The following is a 7,000-nucleotide window of genomic DNA, read 5'->3' as shown; positions in this document are numbered from 1 at the left end:
GCTGCATCGAGTGCAACGCCTGCGTCACCGCGTGCAAGAACGAGCACGAGGTGCCGTGGGGCATCAACCGCCGACGGGTGGTGACCATCCAGGACGGCCAGCCGGGCGAACGCTCGATCTCGGTCGCCTGCATGCACTGCTCCGACGCGCCCTGCATGGCCGTCTGTCCGGTCGATTGCTTCTACCAGACCGAAGACGGTGTGGTGCTGCACTCCAAGGACCTGTGCATCGGCTGCGGCTACTGCTTCTATGCCTGCCCCTTCGGCGCGCCGCAGTATCCGCAGGCGGGCAACTTCGGCTCGCGCGGCAAGATGGACAAGTGCACCTTCTGCGCCGGTGGCCCGGAAGAGAACACCTCCGCCGCCGAGTTCCAGAAGTACGGGCGCAACCGGATCGCCGAAGGCAAGCTGCCGATCTGCGCCGAGATGTGCTCGACCAAGGCCCTGCTGGCCGGTGACGGCGACGAAGTGTCGTCGATCTATCGCGAGCGCGTGGTCGCGCGGGGCTTCGGCTCCGGCGCCTGGGGCTGGGGCACCGCCTACGACGAAAAGGCCAACTGAGGCCGGACGACCGGCGGGCCCCCGGGCCCGCCAGCGCCTGAACGAGACGCGCGGGGCGGCGCTTGCCGCCGTTCCGCGCGGCTCTTCCGTGACCGACACTGGAGATGACCATGCTGCGCCATCTGTTGGCCCTCATCGCACTGGTCCTGATGACCGCCGCCCCCATGGGCGTCGCGGCGCAGGGAACCCTTGTGCCCCCTGAGCCCGACCGCTCCGCCACCGGCGGCGCGCAGACGCTCGAAGACATTCTGCGCCGTCAGGCCGGCATCAACGTCGATGACGAGTTCCGCCGCGAGAACATCGGCGGCGAGCCCCCTGAGGCGCCCGAGCTCGGCACCCTCGGCGGCGCCTCCGACCCCGACCTGTGGCGCGCCCTGCGCTACAACGAGATCGACCCGACCGTCACCACGCTTAACCCCAACGGCAAGGTGCTGGTGCAGGACGGCGGCATGTGGTGGCTGGAGTTCCGCGAAGGCCCGCTGCGCACCTATGGTGGCTGGCTGCTCCTGGGCACCATCGCGCTTCTCGCAGTGTTCTTCCTGCTGCGCGGCCGCATCGAGATCGACGGCGGCAAGACCGGGCAGACCGTGCTGCGCTTCAAGTGGATCGAACGCTTTGCCCACTGGACGCTGGCCGGCTCGTTCATCCTGCTCGGCCTGACCGGGCTGCTGACACTCTTCGGCCGCAAGTACCTGATCCCGGCCTTCGGCCACGAGCTCAACTCGGTGCTGCTGACGGGCTCGAAATTCATCCACAACAACGTCAGCTGGGCCTTCATGATCGCGCTGGTCATGGTCTTCGTGATGTGGGTCTGGCACAATCTGCCCGACCGCACCGACCTCACCTGGTTCGCCCAGGCCGGCGGCATCATCGGCGACAAGCACCCGCCGGCGAAGAAGTTCAACGCGGGTCAGAAGATCATCTTCTGGTCGGTGATCGTGCTCGGCGCCTCGGTGTCGGTCTCTGGCCTGTCGCTGCTCTTCCCCTTCGACCTGCCGCTCTTCGCCAAGACCTTCGCGATCCTCAACGACTGGGGCGTGCCGGGCTGGTTCGGCTGGGAGAGCTTCCCGGTGGCACTCGCCCCGCAGGAAGAGATGCAGTTTGCCCAGCTCTGGCATGCCATCGTCGCCTTCCTGATGATGGCGGTGATCATCGCCCACATCTATATCGGCTCGGTCGGCATGGAGGGCGCCTATGACGCCATGGGCTCCGGCCAGGTCGACGAGAACTGGGCGCACCAGCACCACTCGATCTGGTACGACAAGGTCAAGGAGCGCGAGGCGGAGGCGGCCAGCAAGTCGGCCACCCCGGCCGAGTGAGCGCCATGGGCCGGCTGGCCTTGGCGCTCGGCCTGATGCTCTGCGCCGCACCCGTCCTGGCACAGGAGGCGGCGCAGGACGCATCGGAGCCGGAGTTCCACACCCTCAAGGGCCATGGCGGGCCGGTCATGGCCATCGCCGTGGCCCCGTCCGGACAGGTGGCGACGGGCAGCTTCGACAATTCCGTCGGTCTCTGGGAGGAGACGACGCCGCGCTGGCTTGAGGGCCACGCGGCGGCGGTCACCGCCCTGACCTTCGGGCCCGGGGGCACGCTGGTCTCCGGCGGCGACGATTTCGCCGTGCGGCTCTGGGGCGAACAGCCCCGCACGCTTGGCCAGCATCAGGGCAAGGTCACGGCGCTCGCGGTCTCTCCGGATGGGGAGACCGTCGCCAGCGGCAGCTGGGACGGCTCGATCCTGCTCTGGCCGCTCTCTGGCGGCGAGCCACGCGCCCTGCCCGCCCCCGGCGCGGGCGTCAACGCCGTGGCCTTCGGCGACGAGGGCACGCTCTACGCCGCCACCATGAGCGGCGCGCTGCTGCGTTACGATCTCGCGGGCGGCACGCCGGTGCCGCTGGCGCAGCACGGCTTCGGCATCAACCGGCTGGCGCTCGGCGACGGCTGGATCGCCTATGGCGCGGTCGATGGCGGCACCCGCGTACTCGACCTCGCCACCGGCCAGCAGATCGCCGATCTGACGCTCGACCGCCGCCCGATCCTTGCGCTGGCGCATCACGCGGCCAGCCACCAGCTTGCCGTGGGCGACGGCGAAGGCTTCATCATGATCGTCGACACGCAGGAGTGGCGCATCGCCCGCGATTTCCGCGCCACCCGCAAGGGGCCGGTCTGGGCGCTGGCCTTCTCGCCCGACGGGGCGGTGATCCACGCCGGCGGGCTTGACGATGTCGCCTATGCCTGGCCGGTCGCCATGCTCGACCAGTTCGAGCCCGGCATCAGCGGCGCGCGTTCCTTCCTGCGCGAGGCCGAGACCATGCCCAATGGCGAGCGGCAGTTCATGCGCAAATGCTCGATCTGCCACGCCCTCGCCCCCGGCCCCTCGCGCAAGGCCGGGCCGACCCTGCACGGCATCTTCGGCCGCCGCGCCGGCACGGTGCCGGGCTACAGTTATTCCCAAACGCTCGACGGCTCCGACATCGTCTGGAACGAAACCACCATCGACGCGCTTTTCGATCAGGGCCCGGACCACTACATTCCCGGTTCCAAGATGCCCATGCAGGTGATCTCGGGCGGGGGTGACCGCGCCGACCTGATCGACTATCTCAAACAGGCCAGCCGTGCGCCGGCCACCACAGGAGAGTGACCTACATGAAAGCCATGTTCACCGGCTTCGTTGCCATCATCGTCATCGGCGTCGCGGCCTATTACGGGCTGCACGAGATCGGCTTCTCTTCGGCGGAGGTCTATTCCAGCCCTAACGTCCGGCTCGACTGAGCGCCGCGCCGCCGTGACGCCCAAGGATCTCTCCCGTGACGAGTATGGCCCCGCGCTGGCCGGCGCCTCGATCCTCGTGGTCGATGACGAGCCGGGCATGCGCAACTTCCTCGTCAAGACGCTGTCGCCCCGGGTGCAGCGAGTGGAGCAGGCGGCCTCGCCGCTCGAGGCCACGGCAAAGCTCGACGCGGCGCATTTCGACCTGGTGATCCTCGACAACGTCATGCCCAAGACCACCGGGCTCGAGTGGCTGGCCGAGCAGCAGCGCCGCGGCTTCTTTGGCGACACCATCCTGATCACTGCCTATGCCGATCTCGAGACCGCCATCGCCGCGCTGCGCGCCGGGGTCAGCGATTTTGTCCTCAAGCCGTTCCGCGCCAACCAGATCCTTGGCGCGGTGGCGCGCACGCTCGACCGCAAGAACCTGCGCCGCGACAACACGCTGCTCCGGCGCGAGCTGCGCACCGGGCTGTTCCAGGGCAAGCTTCTGGGCAAGTCCGAGGTCATGGTCGCTGTCCGCGCGATGCTGGCCAAGCTCGCGCCGCTGCCCACCCCGGTCCTCTTCACCGGCGCCAGCGGCACCGGCAAGGAACTCGCCGCGCGGCATCTGCATCAGCTTTCCGACCGCGCCGACAAGCCCTTCGTGGCGGTCAACTGCGCCGCGATCTCGACCGAGCGCATGGTGCAGGAGCTGTTCGGCAGCATCGAGGGCGGCGAGCGCCTGACGCCGGGGCTGCTGCTGCTCGCCGATGGCGGCACGCTGTTTCTCGACGAGGTGGCGCAGATGCCCGAGGCGCTGCAGGCGGCCCTCCTGCGGGTGCTCGAGGATCAGCGCATCCGGCCCGTCGGCGCCGAGCGCGAGCTGCCGCTCAACCTGCGCTTCCTCTTCGCCACCAATGCCGACCTTCAGGCGCTGGTGGCGCAGGGCAAGTTCCGCGCCGATCTCTACCACCGCATCAACGTCCTTACCGTCGAGATGCCGCCCCTGCGCGACCGCTCGGACGACATTCTCGAGCTGGCGGCGCTCTTCACCACGCAGTTCTCGCAATCGCTGGGCATGCCGGGGCTCGAGCTCGACGAGCAGACGCTGCTGAAGCTGCGGCGCTACGACTGGCCCGGCAACGTGCGCGAGCTGCGCAACCTCGCCGAACGCTCGGTGATCCTCGGCGGCTTCCCGGAGGAATTTTCCGGCGGCGGATCGGTCACCGGGGCTCAGGCGATCGAGGATCTCGATCTCGTGGTGCAGCGCCACATCCTGCACATGCTCGATCTCTGCGACGGCAACCGCGCCGAAGCGGCGCGGCGGCTCGGCGTGTCGCGCAAGACCGTCGACCGCAAGATCGCGCAGTGGGATCAGGACGAACTGTCGCCCCCCTGAGCGCGCTCACGCGTTCCACACCACCTCGCCAAGCCGCGAAATATCGTAGCCGCCAAGGCTTTCGGCGCGCTGGCGGAAGGTGTCCGAGCAACAGAAGGTCAAGAGCCCCTGCATCGGAGGCTCGAAATAGGCCCGCCGGTCGATCAGCAGGTCAAAGCGCTCTTCGATCACCGGCACGAAGCCCAACCCGTAGGCGCGGGCCACGGATTCGAGCCCGAAGGTGACATCGGCCTCGCCCCGCCGCACGCTCTGCACCGCCTCGTCCTCGCTGCGCTCCATCGCCGTCAGCGCGACGCGCGACAGATCAAGCCCCGCCTCCGCCGCCAGATCGCGCAGCAGCCCCGCGGTGCCGGAGCTTTCCTGACGCGGCGCCAGCCGCAGCCCGCCGAGATCCGCAAGGCCAGCGACCGCAGGCCCGTCCTCGCGCAGCACAAGCCCCCGCCGCCGCCCGGCAAAGGCGATAAGCACCGCGTTCTGCCCCTCACCCGCCTCGCGCGCGGCACGCAGGTTCCAAGAGCCGTCCGCGTCGCGCACGTGCAGCCCGGTGGCCACGCCCTCGCCCGCCGCATAGCGCGCGAGCCCGTCGAGCGAGCCGTCGAAGAAAGTGGCGAGCCCGCAGCGCGACTGGCGGATCGCCCAGTCGAGCAGCGGGTCGTGGCTGCCGAGAAAGACGCCCGGACGGGGCGTCGAGGCCGCGCCGCTCTGGGCCCCGGCGATCCACGCCCGCACCTCGGCGGCGGGAAACAGCAGCTTGCCGGTGGCGCGCGAACAGGGCACCTCGCCCGAAGCGGCAAGGTCATAGACCTTGCGCTCTTTCAGGCGCAGCAGATCGGCCAGTTCGCGGACGGTGAGATATTCGTGTGTCTGGGTCTGCAGGTCTGTCATGGGCTCGCGAAATGAGGGCGGCACCCTTGCCGCCCCCGCGACCCTATCAGCTTCCGGCAGCGTTGGGGAAGAACAGCTGCTGCCCGTCGACCTCGTAGGCGGCAATCGCCGCCTGCCCCGCCTCGGAAACCAGCCAGTCGGCAAAGTCCTGCGCCGCCTCGATCTTGACCGAGGGGCAATGCTCCGGGTTCACCGGGATCACGCCGTACTGGTTAAAGAGAGCCTCGTCGCCCTCGACGCGCACGCCGTAATCCTGCTTGTTCTTGAAGCTGATCCAGGTGGCGCGGTCGGTCATCACGTAGGCGCCCATGCCGATGCCGGCGTTGAGCGTCGCGCCCATGCCCGAGCCGGTCTCGCGATACCACGCGCCCGAGGCCGCGGTCGGATCGACGCCGGCCGCCTTCCACAGCGCCACTTCCTTCTTGTGGGTGCCGCTGTCATCGCCGCGCGAGGCGAAGAGCGCGCCGGCCTCGGAGATCTTGGTCAGCGCCGCTTCGACATCGTTCATCCCGGCAACGCCCGCCGGGTCGCTCTCGGGGCCGACGATGACAAAATCGTTGTACATCAGGTCGGTGCGCTGGGTGCCGTAACCCGCCGCGACGAATTTCTCCTCCGAGGGCTTGGCGTGCACCAGGAGCAGGTCGCCGTCGCAATTCTCGGCGTTCTTGATCGCCTGACCGGTGCCCACGGCCACCACGTTGACGGTGATGCCGCTCTCGCCGGTGTAGATCGGCAGCAGGTAATCGTAGAGGCCGGAATTGGCAGTCGAGGTGGTCGATTGCACGATGATCGACGTGTCCTGCGCGGCCACCGCCCCGGCAAGCGTGAGCGAAGCCGCCGTGGCGACGATCAGTCTGGCGAAAGTCATGGAAAATCCCTTTGTCGTCTTGGGTCTGTGGGGTCTCTGGATCGAAGAGGGTCCGGCGGGATCAGAGCACGATCCGGCCGGCGAGATAGTCGCGCGCCGCCTGCGAGCGCGGCTCGGGGAAGAACTCCGCCGCGGCGCTGTGCTCGGCGACACGGCCGCGATGCAGGAAGACGACGTCATCGGCGATGCGCCGCGCCTGCCCGATATCGTGGGTGACAAAGACGATGCGGGTGCCGCGCGCGCAGGCCTCTCCGACGATGCGCTCGATCACCTGCACCGAGGCCGGGTCGAGGCTGGCGGTGGGCTCGTCGAGGAACAGCACCTCCGGGTCGGTGGCGAGCGCGCGGGCCAGTGCCAGCCGCTGCGCCTCGCCGCCCGAGAGCGAGCGGGCGGGCTGGCGCGCCTTGTGCGCAAGGCCCACATCCGCGAGCAGCGCGTCGCGGCGGGCGCGGCTGCCGCCGCGCGCCTTCAGGACGAAATCGAGATTGGCCGCCACCGAGCGGCGCAAGATCTTGCTGAACGTGGCAGAGGCCATCGAAG

8 protein-coding genes are annotated in these 7,000 nt (G+C 69.0%); 5 read left to right on the top strand and 3 right to left on the bottom strand.

The features are described 5' to 3' along the window. The 5 genes from fdh3B to AC6RA4_RS21915 all read left to right on the top strand — a co-directional run. On the top strand, positions 1–560 hold a 560-nt coding region (gene fdh3B, locus AC6RA4_RS21935; protein WP_500163926.1), incomplete at its 5' end, for a formate dehydrogenase FDH3 subunit beta. A 110-nt stretch (positions 561–670) separates the two neighbouring features. Beyond that, the gene (locus tag AC6RA4_RS21930; RefSeq protein ID WP_500163924.1) at positions 671–1,879 is read left to right on the top strand and encodes a formate dehydrogenase subunit gamma; all 1,209 of its coding nucleotides are present in this window, start codon (positions 671–673) and stop codon (positions 1,877–1,879) included. Positions 1,880–1,884: 5 nt separating this feature from the next. Next, on the top strand, positions 1,885–3,198 hold the full coding sequence (locus tag AC6RA4_RS21925) for a c-type cytochrome (RefSeq protein WP_500163923.1): 1,314 nt from the start codon (positions 1,885–1,887) through the stop codon (positions 3,196–3,198). A 5-nt stretch (positions 3,199–3,203) separates the two neighbouring features. Beyond that, the gene (locus AC6RA4_RS21920) at positions 3,204–3,329 is read left to right on the top strand and encodes a hypothetical protein (protein ID WP_500163921.1); all 126 of its coding nucleotides are present in this window, start codon (positions 3,204–3,206) and stop codon (positions 3,327–3,329) included. A 13-nt stretch (positions 3,330–3,342) separates the two neighbouring features. Next, positions 3,343–4,707 (top strand): sigma-54-dependent transcriptional regulator, encoded by a 1,365-nt coding sequence (locus AC6RA4_RS21915; RefSeq protein WP_500163919.1) that lies wholly within the window; start codon positions 3,343–3,345, stop codon positions 4,705–4,707. Between the two features lie 6 nt (positions 4,708–4,713). Here AC6RA4_RS21915 and AC6RA4_RS21910 read toward each other — a convergent pair whose 3' ends face one another. From AC6RA4_RS21910 to AC6RA4_RS21900, 3 genes are all read right to left on the bottom strand, one after another. Then, a complete protein-coding gene (locus tag AC6RA4_RS21910; protein ID WP_500163917.1) occupies positions 4,714–5,592 on the bottom strand; it encodes a substrate-binding domain-containing protein in 879 nt (292 codons plus the stop codon). 46 nt (positions 5,593–5,638) lie between these two features. Beyond that, a complete protein-coding gene (locus AC6RA4_RS21905; protein ID WP_500163916.1) occupies positions 5,639–6,460 on the bottom strand; it encodes an ABC transporter substrate-binding protein in 822 nt (273 codons plus the stop codon). 61 nt (positions 6,461–6,521) lie between these two features. After that, the coding region (locus AC6RA4_RS21900) for an ATP-binding cassette domain-containing protein (protein WP_500163914.1) at positions 6,522–7,000 on the bottom strand (479 nt) is incomplete at its 5' end.

The organism is Salipiger sp. (assembly GCF_059781815.1).
The sequence above is the reverse complement of the archived record's forward strand: the minus strand, read 5'-3'. Positions and strand labels throughout refer to the sequence as shown.